A 21,032-nucleotide genomic window follows, 5' to 3' on the forward strand; every position below is an offset into this window, starting at 1 on the left:
GCCCTCAGCATAGCGCGGCGGGGCCGCCGCGTCCTTCCATTCGCGGCGTCTGCTCGTCGCGCGTCTCGTCGATTTCGCTGATCAGCGGTTCGTGGCCGGTGGCGCGGGCGAAGGCCACCAGGTCGGCCGGCGCGATCTGCGTCGTGGCGTCGTTGCGCAGCGGATGGAAATTGAGCGGATCGATGTCCAGCATCTCCCGGTCCAGCACCAGTGTGACCGCGCCGCCGTGATCGTTGATCACCGAGAACGGCGTCACCGATCCCGGTTCGATGCCCAGCTTCTCGCGCAGCAGATCCGGCTTGCCGAAGCTGAGCTGCGCCGCGCCAAGGCGCTTGCGCAGCGCCTTGAGATCGACGCGGCGGTCCTCCAGGCAGACCACCAGCCAGAGCGCGCCCTTCTTGTCCTTAAGGAACAGGTTCTTGGTATGACCGCCCGGCAGATCGCCGCGCAGGTCCTTCGCCTCCTCGACGGTGAAGACCGGCGGATGCTCCACGGTACGGGTTTCGATGCCCAGTTCGTCCAGCCGCGCCATCAGGCTCTCCCGCGTCGCCGTCATGCTCACCTCCCCTGAAAGACCGGCTTGCGCCGTTCCGCGATGGCGCGCTGCCCCTCCTTGAAGTCTTCCGAATCGATGCACGCATGGACGCCCAGCAGGGCCTTCTCCTCGTCCAGGTCGCCGCGAGCCACGGCGTTCAGCACCGATTTCATGCCGCGGACGGCCAGCGGCGCCATGCCGGCGATCTCGGCGACATAACCGGCGACGAACGCATCGAATTCCGCCGGCTCCACCAGGTGGTCCAGAAACCCGACCCGCTTCATCTCGCTGGCGTCGAAGGTCTCGCCGGCGAGATAGAGCCGCTTTGCCGGTCCCAGGCCGATGCGCCCCACGGCCCGGCGCAGGCCGCTGATCTGGTAGTGAATGCCGAAGCGCGCGGGCGGAATGAACATGCGCTGGCCCGTCTGGCCGATGCGGAAGTCGCAGGCCATGGCAACGTCTGTTCCGCCCCCATAGACGGAGCCGTTGAGCGCGCAGACGGTGGCCCCGGGGAAATGCTCCAGGGCATTGGAAAGCCGGCTCAGCGGATCGTCGTCCCATGGCCACTGGTCGCCGACCCCGCTCAGGTCGGCGCCGGAGCAGAAGCTCCGCCCGCCCGCGCCGGTCAAGACCAGCACGCGGATGGCGCGATCCTCGGCGAGGCGCTCGATCACCTCGGCGACGTCGCACATGGTCGGCACGTCGAGGGCGTTGTGCTTTTCGGGCCGGTTCAGCGTCAGCTTGACGACGGAGGCGGCGCGATCGACCAGTAGGGCTTCGGACATGTCGTTTTCCAGCTTGCTTCGGCCCACGAGGGGCAGGAATCTGCGTCAAGACCGTGCGATTCTTCACTTTATCCGGTCTGGTTGGCGGTATAGGTAGATCATTGGCTGCCGCACTGTCCATCGGCAGGCGGCGCGAACAGAGGGGGGAAGTTTGAGCGGAAACGACGACTTTTCCGTCCGCTTCTGGGGGGTCCGCGGCTCCATCGCCTGTTCGGCGCCGGACGTGATCCGTTATGGCGGCAACACCTCCTCTCTGGAAGTCCGCGCCGGCGAGCGGCTTCTCCTCTTCGACGGCGGCTCGGGCCTCCGCTATCTCGGCAAGCAACTCGCCGCCCAGCCGCCCGGCGACGCCGACCTGTTCCTGACCCACACCCATTTCGACCATGTCTGCGGCCTGCCCTTCTTCGTGCCCTTCTTCATTCCGGGGTGGAAGTTCCGGGTCTGGGCGGGCCACCTGCTGCCGGCGCTGACGCTGGAGCGGGTGCTGCACGACATGATGATCGCGCCGCTGTTCCCGGTACCGCCGACGATCTTCAATGCCGACATCGATTATCGCGATTTCCGCGCCGGTGAGGAACTCGCACCGGCCGACGACGTCGTGGTGAAGACCTGTCCGCTGGAGCACCCGAACGACGCCACGGGCTACCGCGTCGAGTTCGACGGCCGCTCGATCTGCTACATCACGGACACCGAGCATCCGGCCGAGGGCAACGATCCGCGGCTTGTCGAGTTCCTCAAGGACGCCGACATCGTCATCTACGACGCCAGCTACACCGACGAGGAATACAAGCAGCGCGTCGGCTGGGGTCATTCGACCTGGGAGGCCGGGATGCGCCTCTGCGACGCGGCGAACGCAAAGACCTATGTCGTCTTCCATCACGATCCCGAACATGACGACGACTTCATGGACGGCATCGCCCGAGACGTCGAGACGGCCCGGCCCGGCTCCGTCGTCGCCCGCGAAGGCATGGTGCTGAGGCCTTAGGACAATGACGGAGAAAGCCTCCTTCGAGGCGCGGCGCCAGGAGATGGCGCGGCGGACGCTCTCCGGCGAGGCGCGCGAAGGCTGGTTCATTCCCTATCGGCACGCGGCCGACGCCAGACCCGAGGCCGTCGCTCCCGCGGTGGAACGGATCTTCGCGGGCGCGGCGGACCGCTTCGAGGCGACGCTGGGGCTGATCGCCGGATACCGCGAGGCGCTGCTGGCCATCGGCGCCGACGACCCCGCGCCCGGCCCCCGCTGGGACCAGGACTGGTTCGCCGGACTGGACGCGGCAGCGGCCTACGCACTGGTCCGCGACCGCCGGCCGGCACGCATCGTGGAGATCGGCTCGGGACATTCCACACGCTTCATGATCCGCGCCGTGCGCGACGGCGATGTCGATTGCGCGGTCACCGCCATCGATCCCGCGCCGCGCGCGGATATCGCCGCCCTGCCGCTGACGCTGATGCAGGACATCGTCCAGAACGCGGACCGTTCGGTATTCGCGGCGCTGAGGCCGGGCGACGTGCTGTCGATCGATTCCAGCCACATCCTGATGCCGGGGACAGATGTCGATCTGCTGTTCGGCGAGATCATTCCGGCTTTGCCCGCCGGCGTGCTGGTGCACGTCCACGACATCTTCCTGCCCTGGCCCTATCCGGAAGACTGGGAGGCGCGTGGCTACAACGAACAGAACGCGCTGAGGCCGCTGATCGCCGCCGGCGCACTGGAGCCCCTGTTCGCCAGTCAGTACGCCGCGCGGGCGATGACGGAGGTCTGCGGCCGGCTGACCGGTTTCATCCCCCGTCCCCGACCTAATCACGACGCCAGTTTCTGGGCCGTCCGCGCCTGACCGGCCACAAAGGAAAAGGCCCGCCGGACGCCTTCGCATCCTGCGGGCCCCGTTCCCGGATGGCCGGATGAACCGGCATTACTTCGCTTCGGGCGGAACCAGCGCGTCCGGAATGTCGACGCCCTGCTCCTTGTAGTAGCGGTAGGCGCCGATATGCAGCGGCACGTTCATCTCGCTCAGCGCCGTGTCCAGGGTGATGGTCTTCATCCAGGGCGCTGTCTGGTGCACCTCGTCCAGATTCTCGAAGAAGGTCCGGACCATGTCGTAGACGATATCCTCGCCCAGCCACTGCTGGGTCTGGATGCCAACCCAGGAGCCGATGGTCTGAACGGACTCCTCGTTGACCTGGTTGTCATAGGAACCGGGCGGAATCTCCCAGATGGTGCGGCCGGGGTATTTCAGCGAAGCCTGGATCAGTTCGTGATCCATCTTGTCCGCCGGAATGCCCAGGAAGCGGATATCGCGGATCAGGCCGAACTGCTGGATCTGCGGGCTGGGCATGCTGGTCGGCACGACATAGACGTCCATCTGACCGTCGAGGAAGGCGGTCTCCGCCGAAGACCAGTCATAGCGCATGATCTCGAAGTCCTCGCCGGGCTCGTAGCCGGTGACGGCCTTGACCACGTCGATCATGACCTTGGTCGCTGCGCCGGCGGGCGGGCCCAGGAAGACCTTCCGGCCCTTGATGTCGTCCAGCGACTCGATGCCGGAATCGGCGTAGGTGACGATCTGATACGGGCCGAGGGGATAGTTGATCATGCCCCTGAGCGTGGCGTTCATTTCCGGCGCGTCGTCCACCTTCGCGAACATCGCCGCCTTGTTCTGCATGTACCAGTTGATGGTCGGCGCGCCGGTATAGAGATCGACCTGCTGGCGCGCCGCATCGACGGCCGACTTGGTCGCCGGCTTGCCGGTGGAGATCTGGATCTCGATCGGCAGGTATTTCTGTACGACCTGGCTGAACGCGATCATGAACTGCCCGACGGTGGTGCCGGCGGGATTGCTGTCCATGGTGAGAAAGGTCTTGTCCTGCGCCAGCACGGGCGCGCCCGCCAGGCTCAGGCCGACACCGATGGCGGCGGCCATCAATAGATTGCGACGTTGCATGACTTCGGATTCCTCCCCTTCCTTGTCAGGCGGCAGGCGCAGGCGCGACCGCCACCCCGTCCCGGGTAATGTAACCGAATTAATTCATCTGTCGCAATCTTCCTGCGCGCCATCTCCAGCGGCTGGAAAAAAGAAAGGGCGGCCCGCTACGGGACCGCCCCTCGCGTCTCGCGGTTGGCCGTTCCGTCAGACCAGGCCGATGAAGTCGTCCTCGCCGATGGAGCTGGCGTAGGTGTCCTCGATCCGGATCGCGCCGTAATCGCCGACCTTCACCAGGACGTCGCGGCCGACGTCGATGATCCGGATGTCACCAAAGGAGAGGCCGAGCTGGCTGACATCCATCCTGTCGCCATCGCTCTCGCACCAGTCGCTGATCCGGTCATGGCCGAAATCGCCGCCGGAGAAGGTGAAGACGTCCGCGCCCCGGCCGCCCTTCAGCACATCGTCGCCGGCGCCGCCATCGAGGATGTCGTCGCCATCCTCGCCCTTGAGGTAGTCATCGCCGCCGCCACCGAGAATCTCGTCGTCGCCGTCATCGCCCTTCAGCGTGTCATTGCCGCCGAGGCCGCTGATGAGATCGTCGCCGTCCGTACCGTCGAACCGGTCGCGCCAGTTCGAGCCGAGGATCTCGTTGCGGGCCGGCGCCTCCAGGCCGATGAAGTCGTCCGCGTCCAGATAGCGCTGGTCGAAGTCCTTGAGCCGGATCTGACTGCCGTCGGCGAAGTCGATAAGGGTATCCCGGCTCCACCACCAGCCGCTGGAGCTGATCGAGAGATCGTCGAACGCCAGACCGAGGCCGGTCAGGTCGATCCGGTCGCCGCTGCCGAAGTCGCAGATGACGTCCCGGCCGAAGCCGCCCTCCCCGAAGACGAAAGTGTCGTCGCCGCCACCGCCGGTAAGGAAGTCGTCGCCGAGGCCGCCATGGATCACGTCGTCGCCGCGCTCGCCGTCGATGGTGTCGCTGCCGGCGCCGCCGTGCAGCGTGTCGTCGCCGGCGCCCGACCAGATGCGGTCGTCGCCCGCCCCGGCATCGACCAGGTCGGCGGCGCGGTCGCCATAGTCGGTGTCGAAGACGTCGTCGCCGGCCCCCAGTTCATAGGCCATTTCGGTCTCGGCACCGTAGATCGTGTCGTCGAAGGCCGTGCCGCGGAAGGCCTCGATCTCGATGAACACGTCGCCCAGGGCCTCGCCCGCCAGGCCGCCTTCGCCGGCATAGCGGAAGGCGCCGCCGATGCCGTAGCAGTCGACGTCGGAGAACGCGATGGCAATCGCATCGCAGGCCTCGGAGTAGTCGGCGAGGTCATAGCCGGCCTGGCCATGCAGGGTGTCTGCGCCCTTGCCGCCCACCAGCGTGTCATCGCCGTCGGCGCCACAGACGAGATCATCGCCCGCGCCGCCGCTGACGAAATCGTCATCCAGGCCGCCGTCGATGAAGTCATCGCCGGCGTCGCCATAGATGGTGTCATTGCCGTCGCTGCCGAACAGCGTTTCCTTGGCGATCTGCTGCAGCGAGATGTTGTCGACCAGCGCGCCGTAGGTGTCGTCCGACCCGCGGCCGATCAGTTCAAGGTCGGTCGCGCCGTACTGGAGCTGCACCTCGAATTCGTAGGTTTCCCAGCCGACGCAGTCGGAGGAGAGCACCGCCACCGTCTGGCCGCCGATGCGGATCTCCATCTGGCTGGTCTCCGAGGTGTCAGTCCACCAGCTCTTGTAGCGCGGCGAGTAGTCGAGCTTCAGCAGATAGGTGCCGTCGACAGGGACGTCGACGTTCTGGACCACCGTGGCGTTGGTCGACCAGTCGCACCAGTGTTCGGGATGGGAATCGAGCTCGATGAAGGAGTTGTCGTCCGGCGTCCAGGGCGTGCCCCAGTGGCTGCCTTCCTGGACCTCGATGGTGCTGCGCGTCGCAGCCCAGCCGTCGATCTGGTCGAACGTGCCCCAGTCGCCGCGGTTCAGCGCGCCGTGGCTTTCGAAGTCGCCGTTCTCGATCAGATTCTCGCCCAGCAGGACCTCGTTGTCACCGCCGTAGATCAGGTCGTTGCCGAAGCTGCCGGTGATGAAGTCGATGCCGTCGCCGCCATAGACGATGTCGTCGCCCTCGCCGGCCTGGACGAGGTCGGACCCGTCGCCGCCGCGGATGGTGTCGTTGCCGAGGCCGCCCACGATGTCGTCGTCGCCCGCGCCGCCGTCGATTTCGTCGGCGCCGTCGCCTCCATCGAGAGTGTCGTGGTCGGCGCCGCCGTCCAGCGTATCGTCGCCCCCGCCGCCCTGGATCGAATCCCGTCCGGCATCGCCGTTCAGCAGGTCGTTCTCCTCGGCGCCGACCAGGGTGTCGTTGCCGTCACCGCCGTTGAGCTGGTCATCGCCGCCGCCGCCGCGCAGCAGATCGTCGCCCGCATCGCCGAACAGCGTGTCATCGGCGATGTCGCCGTTCAGCAGATCATCTCCGTCGCCGCCGGAGAGGACGTCGCTGCCCGATTCGCCCAGGATCGTGTCGTCGCCTGAGCCGCCGTCCAGGGTATCGTCGCCGGCGCCGCCCCGGATTTCATCGTCGCCCGCGCCGCCGTCGGCAAAGTCGTCGCCGTCCTCACCCAGAATCAGGTCGTTGCCCAGGCCGCCTTCCATGGAATCGTTGCCGTCGCCGCCGGTGACGAAGTCGTCGCCGTCGTCGCCATGAACGCAATCGTCGCCCTCGTCGCCGCGCACGGTGTCGTCGCCGTCACCGCCATAGATGACGTCGCTTTCCGCGCCGCCACGGATCGTGTCGTTGCCCTCGTTGCCCTCGGCATAATCGTCGCCATCGAGAAGCTGGATAACGTCGGCGCCGGCGCCGCCGATGACCACGTCGTTGCCGTTGCCGCCGCGGATATCGTCATTGCCCGCACCGCCGTTCAGTTCGTCATCGCCGTCCTCGCCGAAGATCACGTCGTCGCCGTCCTCGCCGTCGACCGTGTCATTGCCGCCGCCGCCGAACAGCAGATCGTCCAGCAGTCCGCCCACGATGTCGTCGGCGCCGTCCTGCCCGAAGACCGTGTCCGCGCCATCGCCGCCGGAAAGAATGTCGTCGCCCTGTTCGCCGACAATGCGATCGTCGCCTGCCTGGCCCTGGATGTCGTCGTTGCCATCGCCGCCGCGCAGGTCGTCGTCGCCGTCGCCGCCTTCGATGTCGTCATTGCCGCCATTGCCGTTGATGACGTCGTCGCCCGCGCCGCCGAACAGGAAGTCGTCGTCGTCCTCGCCGCTCAGTGTGTCGTCGCCCTCGTTGCCGTTGAGGTCGTCGCTGCCTGCGCCGCCGAAGATGTTGTCGTTGTCCGCGCCGCCCTCGGCATAGTCGTCGCCGCCGTCGCCGCGGAGCGTGTCCTCGCCATCGCCGCCGAAAAGCTCGTCGCCATCGTCGCCGCCTTCCAGCAGATCGTCGCCGTCATTGCCGACCAGGATGTCCTCGCCCGCGCCGGTCTCGATTTCCTCGTTCGCGGAATCGCCGGCCACTAAGTCGTCGCCGTCGCCGGTCTTGACGATCTCGATGGAGTCCAGCGTGTCCTCGCCGAAGTCGTCGCTGTTGGCCAGGCCTTTGTCGTCGCCCGCCGCACCCAGGTCCACGTGGACGTCGCCGTCGGTATCGCGGTAGTCGACCTCGTCGCGGCCGCCGCCGCCGAAGAGTTCGTCGTTGCCGGCGTCGCCCTTGATGGTGTCGTCGCCGTCATTGCCGCGCACCGTGTCGTCGCCGTCATTGCCGACCAGGCTGTCATTGCCGTTGTCGCCGGTCAGACTGTCGTCACCGGCGCCGCCGAAGACCCGGTCGTCGCCCTCGTCGCCGCGCACCACGTCATTGCCGCCGCCGCCCAACACGTTATCGTCGCCGTCGCCGCCGCGCACCGTGTCGTCGCCGGCGAGGCCATTCATGGTGTCGTCGCCGCCGCCGCCGAAGATGCGGTCGCCCTCGGAAGTCCCCTGCAGATTCTCGGAGGTGTCGTCGCCATTGATGGTCGCGAAGGCGATGCCGCGCTGTACGCCCAGATCTGCGATTTCGGCAAGAAGCGACATGTCGGTCTCCTGTGTGTCCCGATCCGGAACAGTTTTTCTAATTCTGCTCTACGATGTCCGGTCGGGGCCGGCCCATCGCTGTTCCGTTACCAAATCCTGAAGAACGCCATGCCAGCGCCATGCCAGACGCGGGCGGCGAGGCGGGAATCGTTCCGGAACAGGGGAGCAGGCGCCGGGGAACCGGCCCGCGCGGCGGTCAGAGCAGGATCAGGAGATCACGGTCGCCGTCGATGACCTCGTAGGTCTCGCCGCGGCTGTCATAGCGGAGCGAGCTGCCGACCTCGCCAAGGCCGTCCATCAGGTTGATCTCTGCGACGACGCTCGGATCGAAGGTGATGGTGCCGCCGCCGTCGGCGAAGGCGGCCGTCCAGGTGCCGTCGCCATTGTCGCGGAAGGCGACCTCGTCGAGATCCAGATCGCCCTCGCTGTCGTGCAGCTCCAGGGTGTTGTTGTTCCACTTCCGGTCGCTGATGACGTCGTCGTTCGATCCGCTCTCCTCGCGGCGGAAGATGTAGAGGTCGTCGCCGTCGCCGCCGTCGAGGAAGTCGTTGCCGGCGCCGCCGATCAGCGTGTCGTTGCCGCCGCCGGCCGACAGGGTGTCGTTACCCTCGCCGCCATCGAAATAGTCGTTGCCGTGATCGGCGGTCAGGCTGTCATTGCCGGCTCCGCCGACGACCGTGTCGTTGCCGTTGCCGGCGATGAGCGTGTCGTCGCCGGCGCCGCCGTCCAGGCTGTCGTTGCCGTTGCGGGTCTCGAGGAAATCGCCGCCCGCGCCGCCCAGCAGGGTATTCTGGCCCTCGCCGCCGATCAGGCGGTCGTCGCCGTCCCCGCCGTCCATGAAATCGGCTGCGTTGCGGCCCTCCAGCGTGTCCGCGCCGTCGCCGCCGAAGAGCTGGTTCAGGCCCTCGCTGCCATTGATCTCGTCGTCGCCCGCGCCGCCGCGGATGGTGTCCGCTGCGTTACCGCCGTAGAGCTTGTCGTTGCCGTCGCCGCCTTCGAGGGTATTGAGCCCTTCCGAGCCATAGACCTTGTCATCGCCGGCGCCGCCGAAGATCTCGTCTTCCCTGTTGCCGCCGCGCAGTTCGTCGTCGTCGTCGCCGCCATGGATGGTGTTGACGCCCTCGCCGCCATAGACCTTGTCCCGACCGGCCCCGCCGACCAGCAGATCGGCGTTGTTGCCGCCATAGAGCTTGTCGTCGCCGTCGCCGCCGAACAGCGCGTTCTCGCCGCCATTGCCGTAGAGCTGATCGTCGCCGCCCAGGCCCACCAGCGTGTCGTTGTCGTTCCAGCCGCCGTAGAGCCTGTCCTTGCCGTCACCGCCGTGCTGCGCGCCTTCGGCGTTCTCGATCTCGCTGAAGTCGGGCGCCTCGCCGTCACCGGGGAAGAACATCGCCTCCCCCGCCAGCATGGCCGGCAGCACACCCAGCAGTGTGACCGAGTTCGCGCCTGCGGTGATCACCGTATTGCCGTTCGATTCGGCGATCTGGACGTCGCGCCGCGTGAAGCTGGTGCCCGAGAAGTCGAGCAGGTCGCCGGCCTGGAAGTCGGTGATGACCTCGTGGCCGAAGTCGTCGCCGTTCAGATAGAACCAGTCATCGCCGCCGCCGCCGGTCATGGTGTCGTTGCCGGTGCCGCCGATCAGCAGGTCCATGCCGTCGCCGCCGTCGATGCTGTCATTGCCGGCGCCGGCGTTGATCATGTCGATGCCGTCACCGCCGAAGATTGTATCGGCGTTGGCCCCGCCCAGAATGGTGTCGTCGCCTTCATCGCCGTGAATCAGGTCGAAGCCGACGCCGCCGTTCATGTCGTCGCCGTCCGCGCCGCCGAACAGCTCGTCGTCGCCCGTGCCGCCGCCGACGAAATCCGCGCCAGCGCCGCCATGGACGGTGTCGTCATTGGCGCCGCCGGCGACCGTGTCCCCGTCGTCGCCGCCGTCGATCAGATCGTCGCCCGAGCCGCCGAAGATGCGGTCGATCCCGGCCTGACCGCTGAGCGTGTCGCCGCCGCCCTCGCCGTGGATGGTGTCGTCGCCCTCGCCGCCGTCGGCGATGTCATCGCCCACGCCGGCCAGGATCTGGTCGTCGCCTGCGCCGGCGTTCAGGGTGTCGTTGTCGCTGCCGCCGCGCAGGTCGTCATGGCCGTCGCCGCCTTCCAGGCTGTCCTCGCCGGAATTGCCGACCAGCTTGTCGTCGTCCGCCTGACCCAGCAGGGTGTCGTTGCCGGCGTCGCCGGTGAGGAAATCCTCGCCATCGCCGCCCTCGACATGGTCGTCATTCTCGCCGCCGCGCACCACGTCGTGGCCGGCGCCGCCATAGACGGTGTCGTTGTCCAGGCCGCCGCGCAGGGTGTCGTCGTCGGCACCGCCGGTCAGGACGTCGGTACCCTCGTGGCCGAACAGCCAGTCGGTGCCGTCGCCGCCCTCGATACTGTCGTTGCCGCCGTCGCCGCGCAGCTTGTCGAAGCCCGCGCCGCCGAACACCAGGTCGTCGCCGTCCTCGCCGCGCACCAGATCGTCGCCATCGCCGCCCCAGAGGCTGTCCGTGCCGGCGCCGCCGCGCACGTCGTCGTTCGCCTCGCCGCCTTCGATGGAATCGTCGCCGTCCTTGCCGATCAGCTTGTCGGCGCCCAGACCGCCGATGATGACGTCGTGGCCGTTCTCGCCGACCAGGATGTCGTCGCCATCACCGCCCCAGAGCGTATCGTCGCCGTCGCCGCCGCGGCCGTAATCGTTGCCGCCGCCGAAATCGAAGGTCTCCGAGCCCTCGCCGCCGATCAGCTTGTCGCGCGTCTCGCCGCCGACGAAGCCCTTCGGCTCCGCCTTGGCCACGTTCAGCAGCGCCGGCTTCTCTTCGCCCTGAAGTTCGCCCTGGCCGGCCTGCCCGTCGTCCGCAGGCCTGTCGTCTCCCGCGCCGCCCTCGAGCTTGTCCGCGCCGCGATCGGCGAACAGGGTGTCGTCGCCGACATTGTCGCCGCCCCGGAAGAGATCGTTGCCGCCCAGCGTGTCGCCGCCGTCGTCCGCGACCTTCTCCTTCTTCGGGTCCTTGTCCTGCTCGGCCTTCTTCGGCTGTTCGGCCGGCTTGTTCGCCGCCCCGGCCTTCGCATCCTTGCCGGCGTCGACGCCGTCGTCGGCCTGTTCGATCTTCCGGGCCTTCTCTTCGGCCCGGGCATTCTTCTCGGCAGCTTGCGCGTCGCGGTCCTCGCCGTCCTTCTCCTCGGCGCGCTTGCGCGCCTCATCCTTGTCACGGCCCTTGCCGCGCGCCTTGGGCGCGTCGTCCTCGTCGCGCTCGCTCTTGCGCACCTGCTCGTCGTCCTTGTCGGCTACGCGCTCGCGGCCGTCGCGTTCCTTCCGATCCTCGCGGCCATCATCATCGCCTTTATCGTCGCCGCGGCCCGGTTTTCCGCCGCGGTCGTCGCCATCGCCATCATCCCGGTCGTCCTCGGCCCGTTCCCGCCCGACGCCCTTGTCACGGCCGCGGACGATCTCGCCGCGCTCGTCTTCGCGCCGATCATCGTCACGGCCGCCGCCGCTCTTGCCGGATGAGTTGCTGGCCATGATGTCCTGTACCAATTCGAAACAGTCGAAGCCCGAATCCGGACCGGTTGCGCCACCCTGAGGCGTCCCGGGGCCACACTGCGGCCCGAACATGAATATACTGGCAAGATATGGGCCGGTCTGCTGTCCGTCAGCCCGCGGACATCACGTCTCAGCGTTCGAGGTTGATCCTGCTCTTGCCATCGGCCTCGATCTCGACATCGAAGGTGTTCAGCAGCCGCGAGACCATCATGTAGAAGCCGATCGCCATGGTGAGTTCCACCAGGCCCTGGTGACTCAGTTTCGCTCTGAGCGGTTCGAAGGTCGCATCGGAAGCGCGGACATTGTTCACAACGTCGTCGGTGTAGGCGAGGATCAGTTCCTCGTCCGCATCGAAGGCGTCGGTTTCCGGCCATCGGCCCACGGCGGCGATCTTCTCCTCGGGGCCGCCGACGGCGCGGGCCAGCGCCTCGTGCTGGAAGATCTCGTAGGGCGCGCTCGACAGGTGACCGACCCTGAGGATCGCGAGTTCCAGCCACCACTTGTCGATGTCGGATTTCCTGAGCAACGCGTCCGAAAAGGACACGAAACGCCGGAACTCGGGCGCCGCGTGCGCCAGCATGCGCATGACGTTGATGGGCGGCACCTTGGCGAGCAGGGCGGCGACGTCCTCCGGCGCCTCGGCCGGGTCGACATAGGGAATACGGGCCATCTCTATTTGCCCGTGAAGTTGGGACGCCGCTTCTCCCTGAAGGCGTTGACCGCTTCCTGATGGTCTTCGGTCAGGTTGCTCATCAGCTCATAGGAGATCGAGGTGTCCATGATGGAATGGGCGAGTTGCTTGAGCCCTATATTGACCGAGACCTTGGTCCATCGGATCGCCTTGGAGGCGCCGCCGGCCAGCCGCTTCGCCATCTTGTCGACCTCGGCGTCCAGCGCATCCGCGGCGACGGCGTGGTTGACCAGACCCATGCCGGCGGCTTCGGCCGCGCCCACCAGCTTGCCGGTCATGAGATATTCCTTGGCCCGGGCATAGCCGATGAGCTGCGGCCAGATCACCGCGCCGCCGTCGCCGGCCACCAGGCCCACCGAGACGTGCGGATCGCCGATCCGCGCCGTGTCGGCGGCAATGATGATGTCGCAGAACAGGGCGATCGTGGCGCCGAGACCGACGGCGTCGCCATTCAGGCGGCAGATGATCGGCTTCTCCAGGTCCAGCAGGCCGAAGACGATCTGCTTGGCTTCGTAGGCGGTGGTCTCGAAGCCGGCGGGCTCGTCGATCCCCTCCTGCATCCAGTCGATGTCGCCGCCGGCGCAGAACGCCTTGCCGGCGCCCGTGAGCACGACGATCTCCGCCTCGTCTCGCTGCAGATCGTAGAACAGCGTGCTCAGTTCCGTGTGCAGCCGGGCGTTGACGGCGTTGAGCACGTCGGGACGGTTGAGCGTCACCGTCAGGATCTTGCCGTCACGGCTGAACGAAATGCATTCATAGTCGTCATAGGTCATCATGCGGCCCCTCCCCCGAGCCATGCCGGATTATCGGGACCGCCCGCGACAGCGTCAATCGAAGGAGCCCATAATGGCCGCAAACGCCTGGAACCCGGACCGCTACTTGAAGGGCGCCATGGGCGACCTGCGCACGCGGCCGGCGCTCGACCTGCTGGCGCGGATTCCGCTTGAGGACGCACAGCTGGTCTACGACCTCGGCTGCGGCCCGGGCAATTCGACCGCACCGCTGAAGGCCCGCTGGCCCGAAGCCCGCGTCATCGGCGTCGACAACAGCGAAGCCATGCTGGAGAAGGCGCGGGCCAACCATCCCGGTCTGGCCTTCGAGCCTGGCGACATCGCGGAATGGACGCCAGATGAACCGGCGGACGTGATCTTCGCCAACGCCTCGATCCACTGGGTGGCCGACCATGAGGGCCTGTTCCGGCGGCTGCTGGCGGCGCTCCGGCCCGGCGGCGTCGTGGCGGTTCAACAGCCCAACAACTTCGAGGCCCCCTCCCACAGGCTGATCGGAGAGATCGCGGCCCAGGAGCCCTACCGGGAGCGGTTGCTCAAGAGGCTGGTCGGCGACTTCGTGCAGGCGCCGGCCTTCTATCACGGCCTGCTCAGGTCGGAGTGCGATCATGTCGATATCTGGGAGACGGTCTACCAGCAGGCGCTGACCGGCGAGGATCCGGTGTTCGAATGGGTGCGCGGCACGGCGTTGCTGCCCGTGGAGCGCCACCTCGACCCGCTCGACTTCGACGACTTCGTCAAGCGTTACAGGAAGCGCCTGCGCGAGGCCTATCCGATGGCGGCGGACGGGATCACGCTGTTCCCGTTCCGCCGCATGTTCATCGTCGGCCGGCTGGACGAAGCAGACGCCTGAGGCTTGTTTCGGTTCCGGGCCAGCGCACGCCGGCGGTGGCGTCGGCGGGCCCGCGCCCGATGCCGTGACGCATCACTATTTCACACTTTCTAATTGTGATGAAAAATATATATCCCATCCGATTGAATAATTTTATTGACTTACAGTTCGAGATAACGAATTTTCGTCCATGTCGAACACGGCGCGATATCCGGGCGACGAGCTCCGCAGCAACCGAAGGGCAGAGCCCGGAACAGCGCGAAGAACGACGGACTGGTCCGACCGGAATCCGGACCCGCGGCATTTGATTGGGCAGCTTGCACCGCGTCACCAACAGCTAAAGCGCCACGGAGCTTTCTCCGTGGGCCCGGGACAGAGCCACGGAGGTCACGCCATGACGGCGCAGCCCATCGCAGAACCGCATCCCGCCGGCCACAGGCCCGCGCATTTCCTTCGTTTTTCCGGCCACTTGAGCCTTTCCCGATAGGAGCGGCGTCATGCAGGCATTTCCGATCTTCCTGAAACTCACGGGCCGCAAGGTCCTCGTCGTCGGCGGCGGCGAGGCCGCGGTGGCCAAGACGCGGCTGCTGCTGGACGCCGGCGCCGCGGTCACGGTGGTAACGCCGAAGCCGGACGCGACCCTCTCGGCCTGGGCTGCCGAGGACGTGATCTCGGTGCACCGCCGGGAATTCCACAGTCAGGATCTGGAAGAGGCGGTATTCGTCATTTCCGCCACGGATGACGAGGCCGCCGACCGGATCGTTTCCGACGCGGCCCGCATCGCAGGCGTGACCGTGAACGTGGTCGACCGGCCCGCCCTGTCGGACTTCACCATGCCCGCGATCGTCGACCGCGCGCCCATTACCGTGGCCATCTCGACCGGCGGCGCGGCGCCCGCGCTGGCCCGCCAGGTGCGCGGCGTCATCGAGACCGCGCTGCCGCGAAATCTCGGCAGCCTCGCCGGCTTCGTGGACCGCTTCAGGGGCGCCGTGAAGGCCGTACTGCCCACGGCCCGCCAGCGCCGCAAGTTCTGGGACCGGTTCCTGGACGGCCCGGTGGCGCGTCAGGTGCTGCGCGGCGAGGAACACAGGGCCAGCCAGGACATGCTGGCGCTGATCAACCGCGCCGCAGCGGGCGAGATCATCGGCCGCGTAGCCATCGTCGGCGGCGGCCCGGGCGACCCGGAACTGCTGACCCGCAAGGCCCATCGCCTGCTGCAGCAGGCCGACGTCATCGTCCACGACCGGCTGGTCAGCGACGAGGTCCTGGACCTCGCCCGCCGCGACGCCCGACGGGTCTATGTGGGCAAGGCGCGCGACGCGCATTTCCGCAGCCAGGACGAGATCAACCGCATCCTGCTGGACGAGGCGCGCGCCGGGCATCTCGTGGTCCGGCTGAAGGGCGGCGATCCGTTCGTCTTCGGCCGCGGCGGCGAGGAAGCCGACTTCCTGAGGCGTCAGGGCGTCGAGGTGGAGGTGGTGCCGGGCATCACCGCGGCCACGGGCTGCGCCGCCGCCGCCGGGTTTCCGCTGACCCATCGCGACAAGGCAAGCGCCGTCACCTTCCTGTCCGGCCAGGGCAAGGCGGGCGGCGAACCGGACCTGGACTGGCGCCTGCTGGCCAGCGCCCGCCACACGCTGGCGGTCTATATGGGGGTCGAGACGGCCCGCGCCTCCAGTGAAGCCCTGATCGAGCATGGCCGCGACCCGGCGACCCCGGTCGCGGTGATCGAGAACGGCACCCTGCCCGGCCAGCGCGTGGTCTATGGCCGCCTGGACGAGTTGCCCGACCTGCTGGTCCGGGAAGCGGTCGCCTCGCCCGCCCTGATCGTCATCGGCGAGGTCGTCGGCGACTCCCTTGCCGTCACCGCCAGCGAGCGGCTGGCGCTGGCCCTCTGAGACGCGGAGAGACACCATGAGCCTCAACGTCATCACCGCCAACCGCCTGAACGACGGCGTCGTCATCTTTCTGACGGGAAACGGCTGGTCCACGGATCTGCAACAGGCCGAGACAGCCGAAGGCAAGGAGGCCACGGCCGCCCTGCTGACCCGCGCCGAGGCCGAGCCGGGCGTCGCCGTCGGTCCCTACGAGATCGCCGTCGAACGGATCGGCGAAGAGCTGCGCCCGCTGCGCTACCGCGAGCGGCTGCGCGTGAGCGGTCCGTCCGTCGACTACCTGAAGCCCCAGGCCGCGTGAGGTAGAGCCATGTACGCCTATGACGCCATCGACCGCGAACTCGTCGAGACCCGCGTTGCCGAGTTCCGCGAGCAGGTCGCCCGCCGGGTTTCCGGCGAACTGACCGAAGAACAGTTCCGCCCGTTGAGGCTGATGAACGGCCTCTACCTGCAGCTTCACGCCTACATGCTGAGGGTCGCCGTGCCCTATGGCGTGCTGTCCTCGGCGCAGATGCGCAAGCTGGCGCATATCGCGCGCCGCTATGACCGCGGCTACGGCCATTTCACGACGCGCCAGAACATCCAGTACAACTGGCCGAAGCTGGAAGAGACGCCGGACATCCTGGCCGAGCTGGCCGAGGTGGAGATGCACGCCATCCAGACCTCCGGCAACTGCATCCGCAACACCACCGCCGACCAGTTCGCCGGGGCCGCCGCCGACGAGGTGGACGACCCCCGCATCTGGTCGGAGATCATCCGCCAGTGGTCGACATTCCATCCCGAGTTTTCGTTCCTGCCGCGCAAGTTCAAGATCGCGGTGACCGGCGCGCAGAAGGACCGCGCAGCGATCAAGGTGCACGACATCGGCATCGTCATCGTCCGCAACGACGCCGGCGAGCTGGGCTTCCAGATGTGGGCCGGCGGCGGCCAGGGCCGGACGCCGATGATCGCGAAACTGATCCGCGGCTTCGTCGCCGAGCGCGACCTGCTCAGCTATCTCGAGGCCATGCTGCGCGTCTACAACCGCCATGGCCGGCGCGACAACAAGTACAAGGCGCGCATCAAGATCCTGGTGCACGAACTGGGCGCCGACGAATACGCCCGCCAGGTCGAGGCCGAGTGGGCGCGGATCCGCGAGGGCGTGCTCTCCCTGCCCCAGGCCGAGATCGACCGCATCCGTGCCGCCTTCGACGAGCCGCCCTTCGAGCGTTTCGAGGGCGATTCCCGCGCCTTCCATGGGAAGCGGTTCGAAGACCGGGGCTTCCAGCGCTGGGTCCGCTCCAACGTCAAGCCACACAAGAAGCCGGGCTATGCCATCGCCAATATCTCGCTGAAACCTGTCGGCGGCATTCCCGGCGACGCCACCGCCGACCAGATGGATGCCGTGGCCGATTTCGCGGACCGCTGGTCCTTCGGCGAGGTGCGGGTCGCCCACGAGCAGAACCTGGTGCTGCCCCATGTCCGCCAGGACGACCTCTACGGGCTCTGGCTGGCGCTGGGCGCGGTGGACCTGGACACGCCGAACATCGGCCTGCTGGGCGACATCATCGCCTGCCCCGGCCTGGACTACTGCAGTCTCGCCAACGCCCGCTCGATCCCGCTCTCCCAGGCGCTGTCGGAGCGCTTCGGCGACCTGGACCGGCTGCACGACATCGGCGAGATCAGCCTGAACATATCCGGCTGCATCAATGCCTGCGGCCATCACCACGTCGGCAATATCGGCATTCTTGGCGTCGACAAGAAGGGCGAGGAATTCTACCAGATCACCCTCGGCGGCCGCGCCGATGAGGACGCCGCCGTGGGGCGGATCGTCGGCCGCGCCTTCGACGCCCACGAGACCGTCGACGCCGTCGAAACCATCGTCGAGACCTATGTCGCCCAACGCCGGGACGGCGAGCGTTTCATCGACACGCTCGAGCGTACCGGCCCCGCACCGTTCAAGGAGGCTCTCTATGGCGCTGATTAAGCAAGGCCGCGTCCTGCAGGACCGCTGGCAGACCGCCGAGACCGCGACCGAGGCCCTGAAACCCGGCGCGTATTTCGTCAGCCTGGAGCTGTGGCAGGCCGAACGGGAGCTGCTGCGCGGCAAGACCGCCATCGGCATCACCCTGCCCAACGACACCGATCCGGAGGTGCTGGCCCCCGACCTGGACCGCATCGCGGCGGTGGCGTTGCGTTTTCCCGCCTTCACCGACGGCCGCGGCTTCAGCCAGGCGCGGACGCTGCGGGAACATCTGGGCTTCAGGGGCGAGATCCGCGCCGAGGGTCCGCTGATCCCCGATCAGCACCAGTTCCTGCTGCGCTGCGGCGTCGACGCCGTCGTTGTCGATGATGCAGCGGACACCGGCCCGTGGCTGGCGGCGGCGCGTCGCTACCGCTCGGTCTACCAGCCGGCAGCTGACGACCGCATTCCCGCCTATCGCGGCCGTCATACGGCGCCGCAGGCGATCGCGTCCTGATCCCAGACGAACGGAATTCAGCGTCATGTCCTTCCAGTCACGATTTCCCTTCGCCGACACCGAACGGCTGATCCGGGCCTCCAACCAGGCCTGGGAACTCGACCGGGCGTTCGGACACCTGCAGGGCCGGGACCTGATCGAGGTCGCTTTCGACCGCTATGGCCCGAAGCTGACCCTGGTCTCCTCCTTCGGCGCCGAGGCCGCGGTATTGCTGCATCTGGCATCCGAGGTCAGCCGCCACATCGCCGTCACCTTCATCGACACCGGCCGGCTGTTCGGCGAGACGCTGCGCTACCGCGACGCCCTGGCCGACCGCCTCGGCCTGAGCGACGTCCGCACGATCAAGCCCGAGCCGCGGGCCGTGAAGTCGGCCGATCCCGACCTGCTGCTGTTCAGCCGGGACGCCAATCTGTGCTGCTATGTGCGCAAGGTGGAGCCGCTGAAGCGCGCGCTGCAGCCCTTCGACGCCTGGCTGTCGGGCCGCAAGCGCTTTCAGGGCGGCGAGCGCCATCATCTGCCCGCGATCGAGGCCGCCGACGGCCGCGTGAAGTTCAATCCTCTTGCGAAATGGACCCCGGACGACATAGAAGCCCATTTCGTGAAATACGGTCTGCCGCGGCATCCGCTGGTGGCCGACGGCTTCCTGTCCATCGGCTGCATGCCCTGCACCGATCGGGTGGCGCCGGGCGAGGACGCCCGGGCCGGCCGCTGGCGCGGGCAGGACAAGACCGAATGCGGCATACACACGCTCTGAAAGGCATCGAGGGGATGACCGAGACAGGATATGCGGGCGACCGGAGCCCGGCGGAGGTCTTCGAGGCGCTGAAGGCCGACCCGAACGCGGTGCTGGTCGACGTGCGGACCGTGCCCGAATGGCAGTTCGTCGGCGTGCCGGACCTGACCCGACTGGACCGCGCGGCGCTGTTCGTCGAATGGCAATCCTACCCCGAGATGAACGTCAACCTCGCCTTTGTCGACCAGGTCCGGGCCCAGGGGGTGACGCCGGAACAGCCGGTCTACCTGCTCTGCCGCTCGGGCGCGCGTTCGAAGGCCGCCGCGAAGGCGCTGACCGAGGCCGGTTTCGCCGAGTGCTACAACGTGGCCGAGGGCTTCGAGGGCGACAAGGACGACGCCGGACGGCGCGGCAATGTCGGCGGCTGGCGCCATCGCGGCCTGCCCTGGCGACAGCAATGAGCGGGCGGGACGACGAGGTCGACGGCTGGGCGCCCGAGACGCGGCTGGTCCGCGGCGGGCTGAACCGCTCCGGCGAGGGCGAGACGAGCGAGGCGCTGTTCCTGAACTCCGGCTTCGTCTACGAGACCGCCGCCGACGCCGAGGCGCGCTTCAAGGGCGAACAGGACGGCTTCATCTATTCCCGCTACGGCAACCCGACGGTCGCCATGTTCGAGGAGCGCCTCAGGCTGCTGGAAGGCGCCGAGGCCTGCTTCGCGACCGCGACCGGCATGGCCGCGGTCTTCGCCTCGTTGATGGCGCAGTTGAAGGCCGGCGACCGCGTCGTCGCCTCCCGCGCGCTGTTCGGAAGCTGCCATCACATCCTGACCCAGATCCTGCCGCGCTTCGGGATCGAAGCCGTGCTGGTCGACGGCGACGACCTGGAGCAGTGGGCGGACGCGCTGCGCCCCGGCGCGGCCTGCGTCTTCATGGAGACGCCGGCCAACCCGACGCTGGCGCTGATCGACATCGCCGCCGTCAGCGAGCTGGCCCACGCCGCCGGCGCGCAGGTGATCGTGGACAACGTCTTCGCCACGCCGCTGTTCCAGAAGCCGCTGGAGCTCGGCGCCGACATCGTCGTCTATTCCGCGACCAAGCACATCGACGGCCAGGGCCGCTGCCTGGGCGGCGCGATCCTCTCGACGCGGGCCTTCGTCGACGACCTGCTGATGCCCTTCATGCGCCATACCGGCCCCTCGCTCAGCCCGTTCAACGCCTGGGTGATGCTGAAGGGTCTGGAGACCCTGCCGCTGCGCGTGGAAAAGATGGCCGCCAATGCGCTGGCGCTGGCCGAGCACCTGCAGGCCATGCCGCGCGTCGCCGAGGTGCACTATCCGGGCCTTCCCTGCTTTGCGCAGGCGACCCTGGCGAAGCGTCAGATGAAGGCCGGCGGCACGCTGATTTCCTTCGAGGTCGACGGCGGCAAGGCCGCGGCGTTCCACTGTCTCGACCGGCTGAAGATCGTCGACATCTCCAACAATCTGGGCGATTCCAAGAGTCTGATCACCCATCCGGAGACGACAACGCACCGCGCCATTTCCGAGGCGGAGCGGCGGCGGATCGGCGTGACGCCCGGCCTGGTGCGCCTGTCGGTCGGCCTGGAGAACGTCGACGACCTGAAACGCGACTTCAGCCAGGCGCTCTCGAACTACTGACGGCCGGGACGTTTCCCGACGTGTCACCCCCGCCTTGTGCGGGGGTCCGGAACGGCTTCGCCGAGATTCGATAGTTCACCGGATGCCCGCACGCAGGCGG

General features: G+C 67.6%; 17 protein-coding genes. 10 read left to right on the top strand and 7 right to left on the bottom strand.

Annotated elements, in window-relative coordinates:
- Positions 1-4: 4 nt before the first annotated feature.
- Complete coding sequence (locus CWC60_RS16280) at positions 5-556, bottom strand: prolyl-tRNA synthetase associated domain-containing protein (protein ID WP_109794988.1); 552 nt, start codon at positions 554-556, stop codon at positions 5-7.
- 2 nt (positions 557-558) lie between these two features.
- The gene (locus CWC60_RS16285) at positions 559-1,320 is read right to left on the bottom strand and encodes an enoyl-CoA hydratase/isomerase family protein (protein WP_109796380.1); all 762 of its coding nucleotides are present in this window, start codon (positions 1,318-1,320) and stop codon (positions 559-561) included.
- A 151-nt stretch (positions 1,321-1,471) separates the two neighbouring features.
- On the opposite strand from CWC60_RS16285, the gene CWC60_RS16290 reads away from it, so the two are divergent.
- On the top strand, positions 1,472-2,305 hold the full coding sequence (locus tag CWC60_RS16290) for an MBL fold metallo-hydrolase (protein ID WP_109794990.1): 834 nt from the start codon (positions 1,472-1,474) through the stop codon (positions 2,303-2,305).
- Positions 2,306-2,309: 4 nt separating this feature from the next.
- A complete protein-coding gene (locus tag CWC60_RS16295) occupies positions 2,310-3,155 on the top strand; it encodes a class I SAM-dependent methyltransferase (RefSeq protein ID WP_206419973.1) in 846 nt (281 codons plus the stop codon).
- 78 nt (positions 3,156-3,233) lie between these two features.
- On the opposite strand, the gene CWC60_RS16300 is transcribed toward CWC60_RS16295, so the two are convergent.
- The 5 genes from CWC60_RS16300 to CWC60_RS16320 form a co-directional block, all read right to left on the bottom strand.
- Entirely contained in the window at positions 3,234-4,262 is a 1,029-nt protein-coding gene (locus CWC60_RS16300) for a TAXI family TRAP transporter solute-binding subunit (RefSeq protein WP_109794991.1), read from the bottom strand.
- Between the two features lie 186 nt (positions 4,263-4,448).
- Positions 4,449-8,306 carry a calcium-binding protein gene (locus CWC60_RS16305; RefSeq protein WP_109794992.1) on the bottom strand — a complete coding sequence of 1,286 codons (3,858 nt, stop codon included), beginning with the start codon at positions 8,304-8,306 and terminating at the stop codon, positions 4,449-4,451.
- A 196-nt stretch (positions 8,307-8,502) separates the two neighbouring features.
- A complete protein-coding gene (locus tag CWC60_RS16310; RefSeq protein ID WP_164516595.1) occupies positions 8,503-11,859 on the bottom strand; it encodes a calcium-binding protein in 3,357 nt (1,118 codons plus the stop codon).
- 151 nt (positions 11,860-12,010) lie between these two features.
- Positions 12,011-12,550, bottom strand: coding sequence for a carboxymuconolactone decarboxylase family protein (locus CWC60_RS16315; RefSeq protein ID WP_109794994.1), 540 nt, complete (start codon positions 12,548-12,550; stop codon positions 12,011-12,013).
- A 2-nt stretch (positions 12,551-12,552) separates the two neighbouring features.
- Positions 12,553-13,344 (bottom strand): enoyl-CoA hydratase/isomerase family protein, encoded by a 792-nt coding sequence (locus tag CWC60_RS16320; protein ID WP_164516601.1) that lies wholly within the window; start codon positions 13,342-13,344, stop codon positions 12,553-12,555.
- Positions 13,345-13,417: 73 nt separating this feature from the next.
- Between CWC60_RS16320 and CWC60_RS16325 the strand changes: the two genes are divergently transcribed.
- The 8 genes from CWC60_RS16325 to metZ all read left to right on the top strand — a co-directional run bounded on the left by CWC60_RS16325 (position 13,418) and on the right by metZ (position 20,932).
- Positions 13,418-14,212 carry a methyltransferase domain-containing protein gene (locus CWC60_RS16325; protein WP_109794996.1) on the top strand — a complete coding sequence of 265 codons (795 nt, stop codon included), beginning with the start codon at positions 13,418-13,420 and terminating at the stop codon, positions 14,210-14,212.
- A gap of 476 nt (positions 14,213-14,688) precedes the next feature.
- Positions 14,689-16,089 (top strand): siroheme synthase CysG, encoded by a 1,401-nt coding sequence (cysG, locus tag CWC60_RS16330; RefSeq protein WP_109794997.1) that lies wholly within the window; start codon positions 14,689-14,691, stop codon positions 16,087-16,089.
- Positions 16,090-16,105: 16 nt separating this feature from the next.
- On the top strand, positions 16,106-16,387 hold the full coding sequence (locus CWC60_RS16335; protein WP_109794998.1) for a DUF2849 domain-containing protein: 282 nt from the start codon (positions 16,106-16,108) through the stop codon (positions 16,385-16,387).
- Between the two features lie 9 nt (positions 16,388-16,396).
- Complete coding sequence (locus CWC60_RS16340) at positions 16,397-18,052, top strand: nitrite/sulfite reductase (RefSeq protein WP_109794999.1); 1,656 nt, start codon at positions 16,397-16,399, stop codon at positions 18,050-18,052.
- The gene (locus CWC60_RS16345) at positions 18,039-18,545 is read left to right on the top strand and encodes a DUF934 domain-containing protein (RefSeq protein ID WP_164516596.1); all 507 of its coding nucleotides are present in this window, start codon (positions 18,039-18,041) and stop codon (positions 18,543-18,545) included. The genes CWC60_RS16340 and CWC60_RS16345 overlap by 14 nt, the downstream gene beginning before the upstream one ends.
- Before the next feature lie 25 nt (positions 18,546-18,570).
- On the top strand, positions 18,571-19,299 hold the full coding sequence (locus CWC60_RS16350; RefSeq protein ID WP_109795001.1) for a phosphoadenylyl-sulfate reductase: 729 nt from the start codon (positions 18,571-18,573) through the stop codon (positions 19,297-19,299).
- Entirely contained in the window at positions 19,278-19,739 is a 462-nt protein-coding gene (locus tag CWC60_RS16355) for a rhodanese-like domain-containing protein (protein ID WP_206419974.1), read from the top strand. The genes CWC60_RS16350 and CWC60_RS16355 overlap by 22 nt, the downstream gene beginning before the upstream one ends.
- Positions 19,736-20,932, top strand: a complete 1,197-nt coding sequence (metZ, locus tag CWC60_RS16360) for an O-succinylhomoserine sulfhydrylase (protein WP_109795003.1) — start codon at positions 19,736-19,738, stop codon at positions 20,930-20,932. Before CWC60_RS16355 ends, metZ begins: the two co-directional genes overlap by 4 nt.
- Positions 20,933-21,032 lie beyond the last annotated feature (100 nt).

The sequence above is a fragment of the Minwuia thermotolerans genome (assembly GCF_002924445.1).
Lineage (GTDB): Bacteria > Pseudomonadota > Alphaproteobacteria > Minwuiales > Minwuiaceae > Minwuia > Minwuia thermotolerans.